Source organism: Anaerococcus rubeinfantis (assembly GCF_001487145.1).
GTDB lineage: Bacteria > Bacillota > Clostridia > Tissierellales > Peptoniphilaceae > Anaerococcus > Anaerococcus rubeinfantis.
The window spans coordinates 529111-547307 of record NZ_LN913016.1; the positions used below are offsets into that span (position 1 = coordinate 529111).

The window sequence follows — 18197 nt, forward strand, 5'->3', positions numbered from 1 at the left end:
GATTTTGGGGTTCTCTTCAGAGTAGGTCTTTTTTATTTATTTTCTTCTACATATTCAATTTTTTCTTTTTCCATTACTGAATCAGGAATCATTTTGCTTGTTATATAAATTAGAAATGGAAGGACGATTGCATCATCCAAAATTCCCAAAAACGGAATCATATCATTTATCAAATCAGCAGGCATTACTGCATATAAAATTGCTCCAAGTCCCAAAAGTTTTGCGATTTTTGGAGTATTTTTATCTTTCATAGCCCTAAAATATACTGGTATAAAATTTGTTATTTTTGAAAATTTATTTTTCATTATTTATCCCTTACTTTCTTTTTTATAAAATAAAATTAAGTTTTTTTATTTTCATTTTAATTATACTATAAAAAATGTAATTGTAAATTAATTTTATTAAACTTCATTTTAAATTAATCCTACAAGATTAGTATATTATGATTTTTTTAATTTTCAAGTTATAATATTAGTAAGGAGTTATTATGACATTACAAGTAGTTGATATTGATATTTTAAAATTAAAAGTTGATGCAATTGTAAATGCAGCAAATATAGATTTGCTTGAAGGTGGGGGAATTTGTGGTCAAATTTTTGAAAAAGCTGGAAGAGAAAAGCTAAAAGAAGCTTGCCAAATCTTATCCCCAATTAAGCCGGGAGATGCTGTAATTACAGATGGATTTGATCTTTATCAAAAATATATAATCCATGCAGTAGGTCCAATTTATAATGAAATGTATAAGGAAGCTTGCGAAAAAATTTTATCAGATGCTTATAGAAATTCTTTAAAACTTGCAAAAGATAATGGAATAAAATCTATAGCCTTTCCTTTAATTTCTGCAGGTATTTATGGATTTCCTGAAAAAGATGCGTTTTTTGTAGCTAAAAGAACAATCGATGAATTTTTAAAAGATAATGAAATGGAAGTTTATCTTTCTACTTTTGGAAAAGATATCTTATCTTTAATTATGGGATAAGTAAAATTTGAAAGAAATAATTTTTTCCGGTATAAATATTATTGTAGAAAAGTTAAAAGTTATTAGCCGAGGAGGGATAATATGAAAATTTTTGATTCAATAAAAAATAGATGGGAAAAATTTTTGAAAAATTTAGCAAAAGAAAATAAAAAATCTTTTGGAAATGAAAAATTAGATTGTTGTTCAATGAACAAAAGAGAATATAAATAAAAAAAATGACCTTGGCGGGTCATTCAGAGCGTAGACAAAGTCAGTTTAATAATTCATTAATGATTTAAAAATAAAATTACTCTAAAACCCATCTCGACTAAGTGAGTGTAACGAACGCATGGAGAGATCTCATGAGATTTCTCGACTCACTACGTTCACTCGAAATGGGTGAAAATGCAGTTTGTCAACAGTCTGAATGACCCCAGTGGGTCATTTTTTTATGTTTTTAATCTACAAGTTTTTTTGTAACTTCTACAACTCTTCTCGCTTGTGCCTTTACAGCTTTTTCAATTTCATTTGCAAATCCTTCGTTTGTTGTAGTTCCGCTTGCTCCGTAAGGATTTCCACCTTGAGCATAAATTGAATCATCAGTGTATCCAACTGGAACAATTATTCCTCCCCAGTGAGCAGCACTTGTATAAATTGCTTTTATTGTTCCTTCTTGTCCACCGTTATTATTTTGGGCAGAAGTCATTGCAGAAATTACTTTATTAGTTAATAAGCCTTTAGCCCAAACTCCTCCTTGTGCATCCAAAAATGCCTTTAATTGGAAGGAAATATTTCCAAATCTTGTTGGTGATGAGAAAATTATTGCGTCAGCCCAGATTAAATCATCGGATGTAGCTTCTTGTATTTCTTTAGAATCTTCCAAATATTTTTTCCATCCTGGATTTTCTTCAGCTCCACTTTCATCAAGATATTCTTTAACCTTTAAAAGCCTAACTTCAGCTCCGTTTTTTTCGGCTTCTTCCTTGGCCCATTTTGCCATTTGAAAATTGTGGCCAGTTTGTGAATAATATATAATTGCAAGTTTCATTCTTTACTCCTTTTAAATTTTATTTTCATTTAGGTCCTTATAAATATAACCATAAATAAAAAAATTAAACAATTATTTTTAATTTTATTTAATTTGATGAATTGAAAATTTATTTTATGGGTAAATTTATAATGAAAAATAATAAAGGAAGTAAAAATGGAATTAACAGAAAAATTTGAAAAAGATAAGTGCAAAAATCCAAAAGAATATTCATTAATACATAAGGAAGTTCCCATAAAAATGTCAAGAGATATGTGGGAGGCCATAGCTTATTTGTTGTGGTATGTTCCAGATATCTCCTCAATTCAATCAAAATCAAATGAATTGATTTCAAATAAGGAATATGATTATTATACTTTCGTCGAAATTATGACTTATATGGATCTTAGAGATGAGGACTGTCTTTTTACAGAAGAAATTGATGAAAAATTGGCAAATGAATACAAAAAACGAATTTGTACAAATTCTCAAAAATTAATTTTAACCCAATCTGATGGGGAAACAAAGACGGAATCCCTTTTAAGACATATTAGAAATGCCATTGCCCATGGATGTTTTAATATTGTTGATGATTTGATGGTTGGTTTTGATGAAAAAATTATTGGGAAAGATCAAACAAAAACCACAGGAATTTTCAAAATAAAACCAAAAAATCTTTTAAAAGCTCTAAGAATGTTAAATGAAGATTTGACCAACCAAAAATTAATTTCAAAAGCTTTAAAAAATACTAAATATTGGGTTGAGCCCTACCAAGAAGATTTTGAAAGAAGTAATAAATTTGACCTATATGCAAAGAAAAATGATAGGCGATATGCAATCGAAATTAGAGATTATAAGTCTCAAAGAGATATCGACAAGGGCTTTGCAAGAGAGCTTGCCCACAATTTTAAAAATTTAAAAGATGAAAGAGTAAGACCTGTCCTTGTAATTAACACTTCATTTTTAAAAGAAGAATCAAAAAATGAGCTTATAGCAGCTGATGTTTTGATTTTGGATGTTAAAAATATTAAAAAAATGTTAAAGGGCAGAGATATGATTAGAGAAATTGAAGAGGCTCAAAGCCAATATAAATATAAAAAAATGAGATTTTAAAATAATTTAAATAAAAAATTTAAAATATTTTATTAAATCATCGTAAATATCAAAAAAATTTATTTTAATATTAAAAAAATGAAAAAAACAATATAAATGAAATTGATTATTAAAACTTTTCTAGTATAATGAAAAAGTAATGATTTTATAAAATCAAAAAGAGGAGGAAAAAATGACTGAAAACTTAAAAGAAAATAGAAAAGACAGAATATCTGATCGTAGAGAGAATAGAAGAGTTAGATATAAGGACGATTATTCTAAAGATAATAGTATTTCTTGGGGAGCAATAATTGCCGGTGCGATTTCTTTTGCATCTGTATTTACTGTACTAAGTTTACTTGTTGGAGCCTTAGGACTTGGAATATTTTCACCAAATAATCAAAATCCTTTCCAATCTATGGGAATAGGAATGGGAATTGCTACAATAATTATTTTAATAATTTCATTTGCAGTTTCTGGTTTTATTTCTGGGGCATTTTCAAAAGGACAATCTTTACTTCATGGATTTATGAGTTGGGCTTTATCAATAATGTTATTATTTGGATTAGTAACTAGCATGATTTCATCTGCACTTGGCCTTGCAGGATCTGCTGTAAAAACTGTAGCAAGTACAAGTGGAGATATAGCAGGAAGTGTAGCAAGTACTGCTGCTGATGGAGCAGGAAATGTTCTATCAAGTGTTGGAGATTCTATTTCTGATGTTGATACAAAGGAATTGGAAAAAAATATTGAAGATGCTTTAAAGGAAACAGATGTTAAAGAGCTTCAACCTGGATATTTAAAATCTCAACTTGAAGAATCAAAAGATGAAATTGCAAAAGCTGGAAAAGAACTTTTAACAAATCCAGAAAATTCTGATGAAATCCTAGATGATTTATCAAATTCTTTAGAAAAGAAAGCAAAAACAATTACTGATTCAGTAGATAAAGAAACAATACAAGAAGAGGTTTATAAAAATTCTAGCCTTTCTGCAAAAGAAAGCGAAGAAGCTGTAAATAATATTTATGATGGAATGGACAAGGCTTCAAAAGAAGCAAGCAAACAAATTGAAAATGCAAAAGATGGTATTAAAGATGCTAAAAAAGATTTAGATGAAAATGTTGAAAAGGCAAAAGATGGAGCAGAATCTGCATCAAATAAAGCCTCAGTAGGAGCTGTTTTAGTATTTTTATTCCTAATAGTTGGACTTGCAATTGAAGTTTATACAGCAAAAATGGGTGAAAATTACGTAAATAATATTTAAGACAAATAAAAAATCCTAGAGGAGATTTCCTTTAGGATTTTTCTTTGAAATTTTTTATTTAATCATTGATAAAACTTTTTTGTAAGGATCTTTTGCATTTATAATTTGATCGTATTTTAAATATTTATCATCTTCATTTAAAGACTTTGAAGAATTTATTGAAATTAAAAGTCCTGAATGATCAAGTTTAATTATATCAGATCTCAAATGATAAATTATATCATTTCTTGTATTATCGCCTTCAAAACCATTTTTTACGATGGTGGCATCGGATGTATTTTTCAAAATATTTGCAAATCTTATAGGTTCGTTTTTTGTATTGTCATTTGTTAGGACATATATTTTTTTGTTTGGCATATTTTGATCTTTTTTTATTTCAGTTTTTATTTGGTCGTAATACATATAGTTTTCTTTATTAATTTCTTTTGTATCTTCGGGGAATTTTATAGCTTGATTTTCTATAAATGAAGAAGAGGTAGGAATCTTATCCTTGTTATTTTTCATATAAGAAAGACTTTGTTTTAAGAGATTTCCCCTATAAAAAACAACTTTTTCAAAATTGTAGTCCTTATGAATTAATAAAGGAAGAATTTCATTTGCATATTTATCATCAATTGATTCATTCTGGCTTAAATTTATAAAAATATAAGAAATATTTTGATTATTTTTTAAGATTTGTCTGATTTTTTCTTTGTCTTCTTTTATATTATTTGAATTAAAGTTAGTCATATTTAACTCTAAAATTTTATTATTTTCTTTAACATCAAGTCCTAAAAGTTTGTCTTTTTTTTCAAGTAATCTTTTATACCTATTTACAACTTGGGCATCTCCTAAAATTTTTCCTCTTGGAGATTTTCTGTGCTCCTTATAGTAAGGGAAAATACTATTATAAGTTTTTACATCAAGAAGATGTGTCCTGTTATCATCCAAAATTGAAAGATATGATGAAATAATATCAAAAAATTCTTGGTCAGATTTAGAATTTTTAACCTTTTTTTTAAAAGTTTCAGTTTGATCAATTAATATCTTATAATTTTTTTCATTTTCCTTATCAATAGCATAATTTCTTGAAATATAATAAGAAAGTTTATTAAAATCAGAAATTTTTTCTGCACTTGTAAGTGACCTATCCTCAGTATTTCCAACAAAAATTTCCTTAGTTATAGAATCCATAACTTCTTGTCTAAATTTTGGATAAGTGTAATTGTCATACTTATTAATTTTTCTCATAAGAGTTTTTGTAGATAAAAAAATTATAAAAATAAGGGCTAAAACAAGTCCTATTCTTCTTCTCATGTATTTTCTTTTTAAGTCTTTCATTCTTTTTTTTGATCTTTTTCTAATATTTGGACTTTGAGATCTTATTTTTATATCTTTTTTTCTGACTTTTTCTTTTTTATTTCTTGATGCGGATTGATTTTTTTTATATCTGTCTCTTTTTCTTTTCATAATTCACCTGTATTATAATATATCAAATAATTATGTAAATATACAAATAAATCTTAAATGAATACATAATTATTTAGGAAAAATCACAGAAAAAGTTGAGCCCTTACCAGGTTTTGATTTTAATTTTATTTTGCCACCTAGACTTTCCACAAAATTTTTGCTAATTGAAAGCCCCAAACCGTGACCGTTTATTTTTGTGTTTCTGGCATCATCAATCCTATAAAATCTTTCAAAAATAATCTCTTTTTTCTCGTCAGAAATTCCAACACCATTATCTTTCACATCTATATAAATATTATTTTTATCTTCGTGCAAGCTTACCCTTATTAAACCGTCATCTTTTATTGCTTTTATTGCATTTGAAATTAAATTTTGAACAACTTGGCTAATTTTATCCTTATCAGAATTAATTATTATCCCATCTTTAATTTCTTCAATCAAGGAAATATCTAGTTTATTAAGCCTTGGTTTTATAGTTTCAAGAATTAATTTTATATGTTGTGATAAGTCGAATTCTTTTTTATTTATTTTAAAATATTCGGAATTATCATTAAAAGACTTGTTTAAATTTACAACAAGACCTTCTAGCCTGTGAATTTCTTCAAGAAGGGAGGACAGGGTTTGATCATCGACCTCTATAACTCCATCTTTAATTGCTTCAATATAAAGTTGAAGATTAGTGATTGGAGTCCTTAGCTCATGAGAAATATCTTGGGCATATTGTTTTCTTACATATTTTTGATTTTTTAAATTTCTTGAAAGATACCTTATATTATTTTGCAAATTTTCAAGTTCTATGATTTTACTTTCTTCTAATTTGATGTCATATTCTCCATCTTTGATTTTCAAAGTTGCATCAGATATTTGTTTTATTGGATTTGTTATATTTGTTGAAAGAATTAAGGCTATTACAATTCCAATAGATAAAGATATGACAATAGCTATAATTATTGAATTTCTAAAATTATTTATAAGTTCATTTGCAGCCATTTCTCCAGTATCATAGGTAATAATCAACTGGCCCCTATATTCATTTAAGTTAGGATTAATAATATCATAACTTTTTGTAGTAGTAAGAGCGGTTTCATCATCATCTCTGCCCTTAAAACTCATGACAGCTTCCTTATCTTTATTTAAAATTTCTATATCAATGTTTAAAGACTTAGAAAATTTTCCAAGTCTTTCTTTCATTGTATATAAATCTTTGTCAGCAAGAAGATTTTCAAATTGCTTTTTAATTTGTATGGGCATATTATCTTCAGTGCTTGCAATAAAATTTTTAGTGTAAACACTTAACAAGTAAGAAATTGCAATTGAAAATACCAAAATACAGGCGAAAATACCCGCAACAAAATTTCTAACAATTTTATTTCGTAGAGACGTCATCAACACCACCAGATTTATATCCCATACCATAAATTGTTTTAATATAAGATGGTTTTTTTGGATTATCTTCTATTTTTTGTCTAATATTTTTAATATGAGTGTCAATTGCCCTGTCGTAGGCATCATAATCAAAACCAAAAGTAATTTCTATAATTTCTTCTCTTGTAAAAATTTTGTTTGGATTTGAAAATAAAGTTTTAACGATTTGAAATTCATTTTTTGTAAGAGAAATTTCTTTCCCATCTTTAAAAAATCTATTGTATTCAAGATCCATTTCAAGTCTGCCGTCAGTTGTTTTTATAATGTCAGCCCTTGGAATATTATATTTTTCAATTCTTCTTAAAACAGTTTTTATTCTTTGAACCAATTCCTTTGGAGAGAAAGGCTTTGTCATATAATCATCAGCACCAAGCTTTAGACCATTAATTATATCTTCTTCATTAACTTTTGCAGTAACCATAATTACAGGAACATTAGATTTATTTCTAATTTCTTTTATTAATTCTTCACCAGAAATTTCTGGAATCATAAGATCAAGTAAAATTAAGTCGATTTCTTCATTTTCAAAATAATTTAAGCCCTCTTTTCCATCATAGGCTTGAAAAACATTATAACCTTCTTTTTCAAGATAAGATTTTATAATTTTTGAAATACCTTTTTCATCTTCTACAATCAGTATATTTATATCATTCATTGATTTCACCTCAAATCTATTATACCTTATTAATTATTCAAGCTTAATATATCTTATTATTTAGTTTATATTATGTAAAAATAAAAAAATGATGGAAATCAAATAGAATGGGTATTATAATAAAGTAAAAGAAAATACAAATTTTAAATTAAAGGAGAGAAATATGATTAGTTCAATTATAATAGGTGCACTTTGCGGTTGGATCGCAAGTATGATTATGAAAACAGATGCTCAAATGGGGGCTATAGCAAATATAGTTGTAGGAATTATTGGAGGAGCTATTGGTTCTTGGATACTTGGCATAGTAAATATAAACGTATCAGGATTTATTGGAAGCTTAATTTCAGGAATTTTGGGATCTGTAATTTTAATTTATGTTTATAATTTAATTACAAAGAAAAATAAATAGGTGAAAATTTTAGGCTGGCTTGACCAGCCTTTTTTCTTTTAAATTTTTCATGATATAATGAATTCATGAATAATGTAGATAAAAAATATATAGAAATTGCAAAAGAAATTTTGGAAAAAGGGTACGATGAAGAAAAATTAAACAAAGAGGTAAGACCTGTTTGGGAAGATGGAGAAAGTGCATACACAAAATTTTTGCCCCAACAAGTTGTAAGTTATGAGAAAGGAGAAGTGCCTCTAATTAGTTTAAGAAAAATTGCTTGGAAATCGGCAATTAAAGAAATTTTGTGGATTTATCAAGATAGGTCAAATGATGTAAATTTATTGGAAGAAAAATACAAGGTTAAGTACTGGGATTCTTGGAAAAATGAAAAAGGAAATTTGGGAACAGCTTACGGATATCAAATAAATAAAAAATTTAAGTCACCAGAAACTGGAAAGATGACAAATCAAATTGATAGACTTATCGATCAAATAAAAAATAATCCTTTGAACAGAAGACTAATAATGAATCTTATTGATGTAGATGACATGGCTGATATGACTTTAATTCCATGTGCATTTTTAACAATGTGGACTGTAAGTGGCGATTATTTAAATCTGACTTTGATTCAAAGAAGTGGAGATTTTTTGGCAGCTGCAGCTCCTGGTGGAATAAATGCTTTTCAATATTACGTTTTATTAAGAATGATAGCTCAAGTCACAGGATACAAGGCAGGAGAATTTGTTCATTTTATACAAAACTATCATATATATAAAAAACATATACCAAGTGTTGAAAAAATTATGGAAATAAAAGTAAATGAAAAAAGCAAACCAAGACTTGAAATTAATCCGGAAATTAAAAATTTTGAGGATTTTACAATTGATGATTTTAAATTATTAGATTATTATCCAGACCAAACAAAGTATGATATTGACATAGCGCTTTAGGTGTTGAAATGTAATAAATTTTAAGTATAGTCAATCGGTATGGAGGAATTATGGAAAAAATAACTATAATTGGATCCGGAGGTTCCGGAAAATCAACTCTTGCCAAAGAACTTGGAGACAAGCTTGACATAGAAGTTTTTTACTTAAATAAAATTTGGTGGATAAATGATAATGAGCATATCAGTGATGAAGAATTTTTATCTATTCAAAAAAATATAATAGAAGAAAATGATTCGTTTATTTTTGACGGCTACTATCCCGATACTTTGGATTTAAGATTAGAAGCCAGCGATACAATTATTTTTTTAGATTTTCCACCAGTAACAAATTTGAAAAGATCAGTAAAAAGATCTTTAACAGAAAAAAATAACGAAGATGACCCTAGCCTTGATAGGACAGAGAAGTTAAACAAAGATTATATAACTTGGCTTTTAAATTTTAATAAGAAAGAAAGAAATAAAATTTTAGAAAAATTAAATAAATTGAAACTTGAAAAAAAGATTGTGATAATAGACAACGATAATAAAAAAGATTTATTTTTACAATCAATAGCATAAAAAAAGAGCCACAGGGCTCTTTTTTTAATATTATAATTTAATTTTACCTATTATTTTGATTGAATCGGTTATTTAAATTGTTTTGGTTATTTTGTTCATTTTGGCTATTTTTATTGTTTTTATCTTTTTCGTTATCATCTTCATCCTTATCTTTTCCAGATTTTTTATCAGATTTTGGTTTTTCTTCGCCCAAATTAGAATATCTATATGGAATATTATATTTCCAATCTTCAGGAATAATTCCATCCCATTTATTTGGATCATAAGAATTCTTCCTATCTACGAAAGCTCTAACAGCTCGGAAACGCTTTGGAGTTTTACTTGATGCAAGAAGATTATTTCTAGAATCTACAGTTATCCAAACATGCATGTCGTCTTCTTTTTTTGGTAGATTATCTTTTGTAAAGATTTCATCTTTTACAGTATTTCTTGGATCTGAGTAGGACGCTTGAGTTGGAAGTTTTCCGCTTATTGTATCAACTTTTGCATGGATTATTCCATCAGGCTCTTCAAATTTAGCTTGTTCATATCCATCTAAAATTTGATTATTTATATTTTTCCAAATAACTTCAGCTCTTGTTGTTGAATAATCATTTTGATAAATATTTTGATCATCAGATCCCATCCACACTCCAACAGTATAGTAAGGACTATAACCTATAGACCAAAAGTCAATATTATTATCACTTGAACCAGTTTTTGTTCCATAATCAATTCCGATAGGACTAATTGTTTGATAATATTCTGCAGTTGATTTTAAAGCTGATGTAATTTGATAAGCAGTTTGTGAGCTTGTAACTTTGTTTTTCTTTTTGTCTTTTTCATCAAAAATAACTTTTCCCTTATTATCTTCAATTTTTGAAAATGATAGAGGTTCAATGTACTCACCGCCATTTGCTAAAGCTGCGTAGGCTGCAGTCATATCAACTAAAGTCATTCCATTTGTCATAGCTCCAATACCCATGGCTGCAAGATTTTCATCGTTATTTTTTGGATTTTCTTCTTTTGTGACAAAATTATCATCACCATTTTCTTTTATCAAGCCAAAATTTTTCAAATATTTTTTTGAATTATCAATTCCTACATCTTTCAAGGTACGAACAGCATTAGTATTTATTGAAAATACAATTGAATCTCTTAATGAAACCATTCCTTTGTAAGACTTATAAACATTTTCCGGCCAAATTTCGCCATTTTCTTTTCTCATAAAAGGAACATCGTCAATTCCAGTTGCTAAACTATATCCCTTATCAATTGCAGGTGTATAAGTTGCAAGTGGCTTCATAGTTGATGCAGGTTGCCTTGGTTGGTCAATTGCTCTGTTTAAAATTTTTAAACCTTGTTGATTACGTCCGCCGACAACAGCTTTTATTTCACCATTTTTATGATCCATTACAACAGCTGCAGATTGAGGTTGAATTACTCCTTCAAGATCAATATCATAGTAAGATTTATTTAATGAGTATGTTCCCGATTCATTTGTAATTATAAAATCCTTATGTTTTTTAAGATAAGCTTCGGTGATAATTATTGAGCCATCTTCTGCTTTTTTAATATTATCGTTTGAGCTAAATTGTATAAAACCAGTTTTATGAGTTCTAAGATTTGAATTTTGATCGTCTAAAGTATAAAAGTTTTTCAAAATTATATTTGTTTGATCAAGGCTTAATTTGTTTGAATTTATGATGAAATTATTATTTTCATCAAAATATGCTTCGTCATTTCTTAAAGTTAAATCATTATTATCATTTAATAAATTTGATTTTGCAAAATATAAAACTTGGCCTTGTTCATTAATTATATTTGAATAATTATCATATCTTAGGTCAAGAAGAGGAGCATTATACCAGCCTTGAGTATTTCCCATAATATATTCTGAAAAATTATCATAAATTTTCTCAACTTGGTCTTGGATTTTTGTATCAATTGTTGTTGTTATTTTTAAACCACCATAATAAAGCTTATTATAAGCTTGTTTTTCACTAATATCATAAATATCTTCAAGCTTTTCTACGACTTGTTTTTCCAAAAGTGTATTAAAATATGATGCCATTAATGGTTTTTTATCTTTTGGTGGTTTAATATGTTCTGCTACATTTTCACTTAAAGCTTCTTTATATTCTTTATCAGAAATGTAATTTTCTTCTTTCATTTTTAAAAGAACATCTTTTTGTCTTTCAAATGGTTTTTCGTTATAAATTGCTGAATATTTTTGCCCATCAATAGAAAACTCGCCAAAAACTTTTTGGTTAGTTACTTCGGAAGTTGGGACGGTTTTAAATAAAGCAAATTCTGTGGGTGATTGTACAATTCCTGCTATAGCTGCACATTCTGCAAGAGTTAGTTCACTTACATCTTTTGAAAAATATGTTTGGGCTGCTGCCTGAACACCATAGACATTTTGTCCTAGAAAAACTCTGTTCATATAAGCTTCGAGTATTTCATCCTTGCTTAAAGATTTTTCGATTTCTAGGGCAATATAAATTTCCTTTATTTTTCTTTCGTAAGTTTGATCGTTTGAAAGATAAGTATTTCTTGCAAGCTGTTGGGTTAGGGTAGATCCACCTCTAACAATTGACCCACTTTTTAAATTTTCAAAAGCAGATCCAAGTATTGATATTGGATCAATACCTCCGTGCTTATAAAATCTTCTGTCCTCAACTGCTACAAATGCATTTTTTAAATTATCAGGAACCTTGTCTATTTCTACAATATCCCTATTTTCATTTGTTTTTATTGAATCAATTTCATTTCCATCTTTATCAACTATAGTCGAATTTTCACTCATTTCGTATTTTATATTTTCTGGATTAACTTTTGGAGATTTTTTCATAACCTCGAAAATTCCTCCGCCAACTAATCCCGCAAATACAGTTGCCAAAATGCCAAAGGCAAATAAAGCTATAAGTAAAACTTTTAAAACTATAGAGGAAATTTTTTTATTCATTTTGACCTCCTTGCTTAAAGTCTTTATTTTTTATTTAAAATTAATCATAAATTAAATCTTATTCTTATTTTATCATTTTTTATAAATTTAATCTATCAATTCAAATTAATTATTGCTTATTATTTTACAAATCTTTTATTTAAATCAAATAATTGTATAATCTATTGTAGAAAGGAAGTTTATGCAAGAAGTTATACAAGTAAATGTTTTTGAAAAAAATGAAAATCCAAATAAAGAATTTGAACTAGAATCTTTAATTAATACAGCAGGCGGAAAATCTGTTGCAAAAATTAGCCAAGTTATTTCAAAAGTAAATCCAGCCTATTATATTGGCTCGGGGAAAGTTTCTGAAATTGAAGATATAGCAAAAAAATTAGATGTAAAAACTGTAGTTTTTGACGTTGAACTTTCTGCATCTCAACTTAGAAATCTTGAAGAGAGAATGAAACTTCATGTAGTTGATTGGACTACTTTAATTTTGGATATTTTTGCCCAAAGAGCAAATACTAAAGAAGCAAAATTGAAAATAAAACTTGCTCAATTAAAATATCAATTACCAAGAATTAACAAATGGTTTGCCTATCTTTCTCGTCAATCTGGTGGGATTGGTACAAGGGGACCAGGTGAAACCATGCTTGAAACAGATAAAAGAGCAATAGTCCGTGATATAAGAAGTCTTGAAGCTAAATTAAAAGATTTGGAAAAAACGAAGAGTGTTAATAGAAAATCAAGAGAAAAAATTTTAAATATATCACTTTTAGGCTACACCAATGCCGGAAAATCTACAATTTTAAATAATATGCTAAAAATATTTGGCAAGGAAAAATATGTTTATTCTGATGATTTATTATTTGCAACATTGGATACATCAACAAGAAGACTGGATTTTTCAAATACCAAGGTTACTTTGACTGATACAGTTGGTTTTATTGATAATTTATCAAAAGAATTAAATGATTCTTTTCTTACAACTCTTGAAGAAATAAAATTTTCAGACATGCTTTTAGTTGTGATTGATTCATCATATGATATTGAGACCCAATTAAATACAATAGATAAAGCCTTGGATGATATTGATATTGGTGATAAAAAAATTCTTTATGTTTTTAATAAAATAGATAAAATAGAAAATGAGACTTTACTATTGGGTTATAAAAATAGGGAAGAAAAAATTTATATATCAGCAAAAAACGATGATGATATAGAAAAACTAAAGGAAAAAATTGTTGAGGTCATAAAAGATGATTATATAAAAGTTTCAATGAAAATTCCCTACCATGATGGTAAAATTTTAGACTATATAATGACAAATTATGATATAGATAAAAAAGATTATGATGAAAATTCTTCGATTTTAGAATTTGATATTTCAAGGAAAGATTACAATAAATATGAGAGATATATCGAGAAAAATTAGTGAAAATTATAAAACTATAGAAGGTGAAATTAAAGATGAATTTGAGATAGAAAAATCTGTCTTTATCACAAATATAAAATATGTAGAATCAGAAGATGAGGCTCTTTCATTTATTGAAAAAATTAAAGAAAAATACAAGGATGCAAATCACAATTGCCATTCTTATATAATAAATGAAAAGCCAGAAATAAAAAGATATTCAGATGACGGAGAGCCTCAAGGATCAGCGGGTCTTCCAATGCTTTCAGTTTTAGAAAAAGAAAAACTTTTTAATCTTGTAGCAGTAGTTACAAGATATTTTGGAGGGAAAAAATTGGGTAAAGGGGGGCTAGTAAGAGCCTATACAAAGGGAGTTTCAGATTGCCTTGATGGAAATATTACTTGTCGAAAAGTTTTTGTAGAAAGTAAAATAATTTTCGATTATAATTTACTAGGAATAATAGAGAACTTCCTAAATGAAGAAAAATATATTATTATAGAAAAGGACTTTCTTGAAAATGTTAGAATAAATTTATATATTAAAAAGGAAGATTTTGAAAATTTTAAGAAAAAACTTATTGATATGACTTCATCAAATATAAAAATAGAAAAAATTGATGAAATAATGTTATATGAAGATTAAAAATAGGAGGAAATATGTCAGGACATAATAAGTGGAGCAAAATTAAAAATAAAAAAGGTAGTGAAGATGCAAGACGTGGAAAAATTTTTACAAAATTAGGTAGGAATATTTCAGTTGCAGTAAGAGAAGGTGGAGATAATCCAGATTATAATCCAGCCTTAAAAGCTGCAATTGATAAAGCAAAAGCAGAAAATATGCCAAATGATAATATCGAAAGAGCAATAAAAAAAGCAAGCGGCGATACAAATGGAGCAAATTTCGAAAGAATAATTTACGAAGGCTATGCAAAAGACGGAGTAGCTGTAATTGTAGATTGTCTTACAGATAATAAAAATAGGACAGCTCCGGATATTAGGCATATTTTTGATAAAAACGGTGGAAATCTTGGAACTGATGGATCAGTTATGTTTATGTTTAATAGAAAAGGATTAATTGAAATAGAAAAAGAAGGAATTGATTTTGATGATTTGATGTTAAATGTAATAGAACTTGGAGCAGAAGATGTTTCAGACGAAGATGATGTTTACCAAATAATTACAAGCGTTGAAGATTTCCAAACAGTTCTTGACGGAGTAAAAGAAGAAAATTATAAACTTGCTAAAGCAGATATTTCATATTTAGCTGATAATTTAATTGATGCACAAGAATCAAATAATAAACAAATAATGAAATTAATTGATGCACTTGAAGATAACGATGATGTTCAAGAAGTTTATACAAATTGGAATGTCCCTGATAATATAGAAGAATAGTATGTTAAATTTTGATATAGACAGAGTGGCTTTTTCAGTTTTTGGAATTGATATTTACTGGTATGCAATATTAATAATTACAGGAGTTTTAATTGGAGCAAAATTTGCTCAAAAAGAATTTGTAAAAAGAGGATTTGAAGAAGATTTTATTTACGATTTACTTTTTGTAATTTTGCCACTTGCAATAATAGGAGCAAGAGCCTGGTATGTAATTTTTGAATGGGATATGTACAAAAATGATCCAATTCAAATTTTAAATTTCAGAGCTGGAGGACTTGCTATCCATGGTGGAATTTTATTTGCGATAATCGGTATTTATTTCTATGCAAAGAAAAAAGAAGTCCCTCTCATAGATTTATTGGACGTTTTGGCACCATCATTGGCCTTCGGTCAAGCTATTGGAAGGTGGGGTAATTTTGTAAATGGAGAAGCTCATGGGACACCAACAAATTTACCATGGGCAATAATAGTCGATGGAGTAAAAGTTCACCCTACATTTTTATATGAATCAGTTGGAGATTTTTTAATATTTTTATTTTTAATAAATTATAGGAAAAAAAATCCGAAAAAAGGAATTCAAACAGGAATTTATTTTATGACCTATGGAATATTGAGATTTTTTGTGGAAGGACTAAGAACAGATTCATTAATGATAGGACAATTCAGGATGGCTCAGCTTACAAGTATAATTTATTTAATCATAGGAATATATTTATTTGTAAAATATAAAAATATAAACTTAAAACCATATAGAAAAAATTAAACAGCTTCGGCTGTTTTTTTCTTTAAATTTTTTTATTTTGGGAATTCATACCACTTTTTTAAAAATATTTAAAAAAATTAGAAAATTTTAAGAAAAATTAGAAAAAAATAATTTTATAATCCTTTACAATTTAGAGATTTTAGTATAAAATATATGTGAAGTGGAAATAAGTGGTAGAAGGTGGGTCATGTTTCTAGGAGAATTCATTCATAAATTAGATTCTAAAAATAGAATAATGATGCCAAGTGAATTTAGAGATGATCTTGGCAATGAATTTTATGTAACCAAGGGCCCAGAACGTTCATTAGTTTTATACACTATTGAAGAATTTGAAAAACGTGCCAAAAAGTACGAAGAATTATCCTACCAAAATAAAAACAATAGGGCGATAAAAAGATTGTTTTTTTCTTCCACTATCAAGGCTTATTTGGATAAACAAGGGCGAGTTTTATTAAATAAGCAATTACGCGACTATGCTAATTTAAACAAAGAGGCTATTATAATCGGCAATAATTCAAACATAGAAATTTGGGATTTGGATAATTGGAACGATTATATTGGTGATGTTGAAGTGAACTTATCAGAAATTATGGATCAGTAATATGGAATTTTCTCACAAATCAGTTTTATTAAATGAAACAATAGAAAACTTAAATATAAAAGAAGATGGGATATATGCTGACCTAACTTTGGGTAAGGGAGGCCATTCTAAAGAAATTTTAAAAAAATTATCACCAAAGGGTCTTTTAATTGGCTTAGATCAAGATAAGGATGCTATCAAAGCAGCGAGAGAAAATTTGAAAGATTTTTCTAATGTCTTATATTTTAATGAGAATTTTGAAAATATTGAAAATGTTCTTGATGAAGCTGGTTTTAATAGGATAGATGGCGCTTTGATGGATATTGGCGTAAGTTCTTACCAAATTGACAATGGAGATAGAGGTTTTTCTTATATGAAAGACGGTCCTTTGGATATGAGGATGAACGAAGATAATGAGTTAACAGCAAAACAAATTGTCAATGATTACTCTTTGGATGAGCTTTGGGAAATTTTCTCAAAATATGGCGAGGAAAGATATTCCAAAACAATTGCAAAGGCAATAGTAGATTACAGAAAAATGCACGAAATTAATACAACTTTACAACTCCGAAATATTGTTATGAAATCTGTAAATACTAACGAAGCTCATCCTGAAAAAAGAGTATTCCAAGCTTTGAGAATCGAAGTTAATAGAGAACTTGAAGTTTTGGAAAATACTTTAGAAAAAATTGTAGATCGTCTTAACAAAAATGGAAGATTATGTGTAATAACTTTTCATTCTTTGGAAGACAGGATCGTTAAAAATAAATTTAAAGAGATGAGTAAAAAATGTATTTGTCCACCTGATTTTCCTGTGTGTGTCTGCAATCACGAAAAAAAGGTGAAATTAATTAGCAAAAAACCTATTTTATCAAAAAAAGAAGAACTTAAAGTAAATAGTAGGTCACATAGTGCTAAGCTTAGAGTTTGTGAGAGGGTTTGATATGGCAAGCGCTTTGAAAAAAAGAAAAGTTAATAAAAATTTAAATAAAAGATTAAAGCTAAGTTTGCATAATCAAACTTCTTATGATATTAAGTTTAGGTGTAATAAACTTCAAAAAAAAGATAGGAAGTTTAAGGTTAGAGTCTTAGCTTTATTATTTTTATCTTTTATTTTTATGGCTTTTATTACTATACATAATTATATAAAATTGAATAATAGAAGAAACGAGTATAATAAATTACAAAGTCAATATACATCTTATCAATTAACTAGGGATAGGTTAAATAAAGACCTTGAAGATTCTGTTAATTTGAAAGAAATTCAAAGATATGCGATGGAAAATCTTGGAATGATTTATGAAAATAAAGATAATGTTGTATATCTTAATATTGATAGGTAGGAGAA

20 protein-coding genes are annotated in these 18197 nt (G+C 27.6%); 14 read left to right on the forward strand and 6 right to left on the reverse strand.

Going from position 1 to position 18197, the window contains the following annotated elements; all coding sequences use genetic code 11:
* Nucleotides 1-32: 32 nt before the first annotated feature.
* The gene (locus BN3265_RS03435) at nt 33-305 is read right to left on the reverse strand and encodes a YkvA family protein (RefSeq protein ID WP_058990163.1); all 273 of its coding nucleotides are present in this window, start codon (nt 303-305) and stop codon (nt 33-35) included.
* 182 nt (nt 306-487) lie between these two features.
* Between BN3265_RS03435 and BN3265_RS03440 the strand changes: the two genes are divergently transcribed.
* Nucleotides 488-979: a macro domain-containing protein gene (locus tag BN3265_RS03440; RefSeq protein ID WP_058990164.1), complete on the forward strand. Its 492-nt coding sequence runs from the start codon at nt 488-490 to the stop codon at nt 977-979.
* An 81-nt stretch (nt 980-1060) separates the two neighbouring features.
* Entirely contained in the window at nt 1061-1189 is a 129-nt protein-coding gene (locus tag BN3265_RS09730; protein WP_280641732.1) for an LDCC motif putative metal-binding protein, read from the forward strand.
* Nucleotides 1190-1415: 226 nt separating this feature from the next.
* On the opposite strand, the gene wrbA is transcribed toward BN3265_RS09730, so the two are convergent.
* A complete protein-coding gene (gene wrbA, locus BN3265_RS03445) occupies nt 1416-2006 on the reverse strand; it encodes an NAD(P)H:quinone oxidoreductase (protein WP_058990165.1) in 591 nt (196 codons plus the stop codon).
* 156 nt (nt 2007-2162) lie between these two features.
* On the opposite strand from wrbA, the gene BN3265_RS03450 reads away from it, so the two are divergent.
* The gene (locus BN3265_RS03450; protein ID WP_058990166.1) at nt 2163-3098 is read left to right on the forward strand and encodes a hypothetical protein; all 936 of its coding nucleotides are present in this window, start codon (nt 2163-2165) and stop codon (nt 3096-3098) included.
* 172 nt (nt 3099-3270) lie between these two features.
* Nucleotides 3271-4341 (forward strand): hypothetical protein, encoded by a 1071-nt coding sequence (locus tag BN3265_RS03455; RefSeq protein ID WP_058990167.1) that lies wholly within the window; start codon nt 3271-3273, stop codon nt 4339-4341.
* A gap of 54 nt (nt 4342-4395) precedes the next feature.
* Here BN3265_RS03455 and BN3265_RS03460 read toward each other — a convergent pair whose 3' ends face one another.
* The 3 genes from BN3265_RS03460 to BN3265_RS03470 all read right to left on the reverse strand — a co-directional run bounded on the left by BN3265_RS03460 (nt 4396) and on the right by BN3265_RS03470 (nt 7870).
* Nucleotides 4396-5790, reverse strand: a complete 1395-nt coding sequence (locus BN3265_RS03460) for a hypothetical protein (protein WP_058990168.1) — start codon at nt 5788-5790, stop codon at nt 4396-4398.
* A gap of 69 nt (nt 5791-5859) precedes the next feature.
* Nucleotides 5860-7176, reverse strand: coding sequence for a sensor histidine kinase (locus tag BN3265_RS03465; RefSeq protein ID WP_058990169.1), 1317 nt, complete (start codon nt 7174-7176; stop codon nt 5860-5862).
* Nucleotides 7157-7870: a response regulator transcription factor gene (locus BN3265_RS03470; protein ID WP_058990170.1), complete on the reverse strand. Its 714-nt coding sequence runs from the start codon at nt 7868-7870 to the stop codon at nt 7157-7159. The genes BN3265_RS03465 and BN3265_RS03470 overlap by 20 nt, the downstream gene beginning before the upstream one ends.
* Before the next feature lie 163 nt (nt 7871-8033).
* Here BN3265_RS03470 and BN3265_RS03475 point away from each other — a divergent pair, with 163 nt between their 5' ends.
* The 3 genes from BN3265_RS03475 to BN3265_RS03485 all read left to right on the forward strand — a co-directional run bounded on the left by BN3265_RS03475 (nt 8034) and on the right by BN3265_RS03485 (nt 9768).
* On the forward strand, nt 8034-8279 hold the full coding sequence (locus tag BN3265_RS03475) for a GlsB/YeaQ/YmgE family stress response membrane protein (RefSeq protein WP_058990171.1): 246 nt from the start codon (nt 8034-8036) through the stop codon (nt 8277-8279).
* Nucleotides 8280-8344: 65 nt separating this feature from the next.
* A complete protein-coding gene (thyA, locus tag BN3265_RS03480) occupies nt 8345-9211 on the forward strand; it encodes a thymidylate synthase (RefSeq protein WP_058990172.1) in 867 nt (288 codons plus the stop codon).
* Nucleotides 9212-9261: 50 nt separating this feature from the next.
* Nucleotides 9262-9768: an AAA family ATPase gene (locus tag BN3265_RS03485; protein WP_058990173.1), complete on the forward strand. Its 507-nt coding sequence runs from the start codon at nt 9262-9264 to the stop codon at nt 9766-9768.
* 43 nt (nt 9769-9811) lie between these two features.
* Here BN3265_RS03485 and BN3265_RS03490 read toward each other — a convergent pair whose 3' ends face one another.
* A complete protein-coding gene (locus BN3265_RS03490) occupies nt 9812-12715 on the reverse strand; it encodes a transglycosylase domain-containing protein (RefSeq protein WP_058990174.1) in 2904 nt (967 codons plus the stop codon).
* Between the two features lie 181 nt (nt 12716-12896).
* On the opposite strand from BN3265_RS03490, the gene hflX reads away from it, so the two are divergent.
* The 7 genes from hflX to BN3265_RS03525 all read left to right on the forward strand — a co-directional run bounded on the left by hflX (nt 12897) and on the right by BN3265_RS03525 (nt 18192).
* Nucleotides 12897-14132 (forward strand): GTPase HflX, encoded by a 1236-nt coding sequence (gene hflX, locus BN3265_RS03495; protein ID WP_058990175.1) that lies wholly within the window; start codon nt 12897-12899, stop codon nt 14130-14132.
* Nucleotides 14107-14754, forward strand: a complete 648-nt coding sequence (locus BN3265_RS03500) for a YigZ family protein (RefSeq protein ID WP_058990176.1) — start codon at nt 14107-14109, stop codon at nt 14752-14754. The genes hflX and BN3265_RS03500 overlap by 26 nt, the downstream gene beginning before the upstream one ends.
* Before the next feature lie 14 nt (nt 14755-14768).
* Nucleotides 14769-15506, forward strand: a complete 738-nt coding sequence (locus BN3265_RS03505; protein WP_058990177.1) for a YebC/PmpR family DNA-binding transcriptional regulator — start codon at nt 14769-14771, stop codon at nt 15504-15506.
* 1 nt (nt 15507) lies between these two features.
* Nucleotides 15508-16269: a prolipoprotein diacylglyceryl transferase gene (gene lgt / locus BN3265_RS03510; RefSeq protein WP_058990178.1), complete on the forward strand. Its 762-nt coding sequence runs from the start codon at nt 15508-15510 to the stop codon at nt 16267-16269.
* Nucleotides 16270-16456: 187 nt separating this feature from the next.
* Nucleotides 16457-16870 carry a division/cell wall cluster transcriptional repressor MraZ gene (mraZ, locus tag BN3265_RS03515; RefSeq protein ID WP_049690694.1) on the forward strand — a complete coding sequence of 138 codons (414 nt, stop codon included), beginning with the start codon at nt 16457-16459 and terminating at the stop codon, nt 16868-16870.
* Between the two features lies 1 nt (nt 16871).
* Complete coding sequence (gene rsmH, locus BN3265_RS03520) at nt 16872-17792, forward strand: 16S rRNA (cytosine(1402)-N(4))-methyltransferase RsmH (protein WP_058990179.1); 921 nt, start codon at nt 16872-16874, stop codon at nt 17790-17792.
* Between the two features lies 1 nt (nt 17793).
* Nucleotides 17794-18192: a hypothetical protein gene (locus BN3265_RS03525; protein WP_058990180.1), complete on the forward strand. Its 399-nt coding sequence runs from the start codon at nt 17794-17796 to the stop codon at nt 18190-18192.
* The last annotated feature ends 5 nt before the right edge of the window (nt 18193-18197 follow it).

What these genes read in the sequence shown, in the direction of transcription:
- BN3265_RS03435 (WP_058990163.1), bottom strand. Translation starts at nt 305, where the DNA reads ATGAAAAATAAATTTTCAAAAATAACAAATTTTATACCAGTATATTTT.
- BN3265_RS03440 (WP_058990164.1), top strand. Translation starts at nt 488, where the DNA reads ATGACATTACAAGTAGTTGATATTGATATTTTAAAATTAAAAGTTGAT.
- BN3265_RS09730 (WP_280641732.1), top strand. Translation starts at nt 1,061, where the DNA reads ATGAAAATTTTTGATTCAATAAAAAATAGATGGGAAAAATTTTTGAAA.
- wrbA (WP_058990165.1), bottom strand. Translation starts at nt 2,006, where the DNA reads ATGAAACTTGCAATTATATATTATTCACAAACTGGCCACAATTTTCAA.
- BN3265_RS03450 (WP_058990166.1), top strand. Translation starts at nt 2,163, where the DNA reads ATGGAATTAACAGAAAAATTTGAAAAAGATAAGTGCAAAAATCCAAAA.
- BN3265_RS03455 (WP_058990167.1), top strand. Translation starts at nt 3,271, where the DNA reads ATGACTGAAAACTTAAAAGAAAATAGAAAAGACAGAATATCTGATCGT.
- BN3265_RS03460 (WP_058990168.1), bottom strand. Translation starts at nt 5,790, where the DNA reads ATGAAAAGAAAAAGAGACAGATATAAAAAAAATCAATCCGCATCAAGA.
- BN3265_RS03465 (WP_058990169.1), bottom strand. Translation starts at nt 7,176, where the DNA reads ATGACGTCTCTACGAAATAAAATTGTTAGAAATTTTGTTGCGGGTATT.
- BN3265_RS03470 (WP_058990170.1), bottom strand. Translation starts at nt 7,870, where the DNA reads ATGAATGATATAAATATACTGATTGTAGAAGATGAAAAAGGTATTTCA.
- BN3265_RS03475 (WP_058990171.1), top strand. Translation starts at nt 8,034, where the DNA reads ATGATTAGTTCAATTATAATAGGTGCACTTTGCGGTTGGATCGCAAGT.
- thyA (WP_058990172.1), top strand. Translation starts at nt 8,345, where the DNA reads ATGAATAATGTAGATAAAAAATATATAGAAATTGCAAAAGAAATTTTG.
- BN3265_RS03485 (WP_058990173.1), top strand. Translation starts at nt 9,262, where the DNA reads ATGGAAAAAATAACTATAATTGGATCCGGAGGTTCCGGAAAATCAACT.
- BN3265_RS03490 (WP_058990174.1), bottom strand. Translation starts at nt 12,715, where the DNA reads ATGAATAAAAAAATTTCCTCTATAGTTTTAAAAGTTTTACTTATAGCT.
- hflX (WP_058990175.1), top strand. Translation starts at nt 12,897, where the DNA reads ATGCAAGAAGTTATACAAGTAAATGTTTTTGAAAAAAATGAAAATCCA.
- BN3265_RS03500 (WP_058990176.1), top strand. Translation starts at nt 14,107, where the DNA reads ATGAGAGATATATCGAGAAAAATTAGTGAAAATTATAAAACTATAGAA.
- BN3265_RS03505 (WP_058990177.1), top strand. Translation starts at nt 14,769, where the DNA reads ATGTCAGGACATAATAAGTGGAGCAAAATTAAAAATAAAAAAGGTAGT.
- lgt (WP_058990178.1), top strand. Translation starts at nt 15,508, where the DNA reads ATGTTAAATTTTGATATAGACAGAGTGGCTTTTTCAGTTTTTGGAATT.
- mraZ (WP_049690694.1), top strand. Translation starts at nt 16,457, where the DNA reads ATGTTTCTAGGAGAATTCATTCATAAATTAGATTCTAAAAATAGAATA.
- rsmH (WP_058990179.1), top strand. Translation starts at nt 16,872, where the DNA reads ATGGAATTTTCTCACAAATCAGTTTTATTAAATGAAACAATAGAAAAC.
- BN3265_RS03525 (WP_058990180.1), top strand. Translation starts at nt 17,794, where the DNA reads ATGGCAAGCGCTTTGAAAAAAAGAAAAGTTAATAAAAATTTAAATAAA.